Below are 346 nucleotides of genomic sequence, written 5' to 3'. Positions count from 1 at the left end.
TGGGGCCTTAGCTCAGCTGGGAGAGCGCCTGCCTTGCACGCAGGAGGTCAGCGGTTCGATCCCGCTAGGCTCCACTTATTTTAATATCTTTTATGGCGGTGTAGCTCAGCTGGCTAGAGCGTACGGTTCATACCCGTGAGGTCGGGGGTTCGATCCCCTCCGCCGCTACCATAAAGGACCTTTAGCTCAGCTGGTTAGAGCAGACGGCTCATAACCGTCCGGTCGTAGGTTCGAGTCCTACAAGGTCCACCACTAAAGCTTTATATCTCGGAGGTATACCCAAGTTCGGCTGAAGGGATCGGTCTTGAAAACCGACAGGCGGCGAGAGTCGCGCGGGGGTTCGAAT

Annotated in this window: 3 tRNA genes; all 3 read left to right on the top strand. The window is 56.4% G+C overall.

The features are described from left to right. Position 1: 1 nt before the first annotated feature. The 3 genes from FS802_RS30715 to FS802_RS30705 all read left to right on the top strand — a co-directional run bounded on the left by FS802_RS30715 (position 2) and on the right by FS802_RS30705 (position 252). A tRNA-Ala gene (locus tag FS802_RS30715) sits at positions 2 to 74 on the top strand. 20 nt (positions 75 to 94) lie between these two features. Beyond that, a tRNA-Met gene (locus FS802_RS30710) sits at positions 95 to 171 on the top strand. A 4-nt stretch (positions 172 to 175) separates the two neighbouring features. Then, positions 176 to 252, top strand: a tRNA-Ile gene (locus FS802_RS30705). The last annotated feature ends 94 nt before the right edge of the window (positions 253 to 346 follow it).

The sequence above is a fragment of the Bacillus sp. DE0042 genome (genome assembly GCF_007680225.1).
In the GTDB taxonomy this organism is placed as follows: Bacteria; Bacillota; Bacilli; order Bacillales; family Bacillaceae_G; genus Bacillus_A; species Bacillus_A wiedmannii.
Note: the sequence above shows the minus strand (reverse complement) of the source record. Positions and strands in the feature narration are given on the sequence as shown.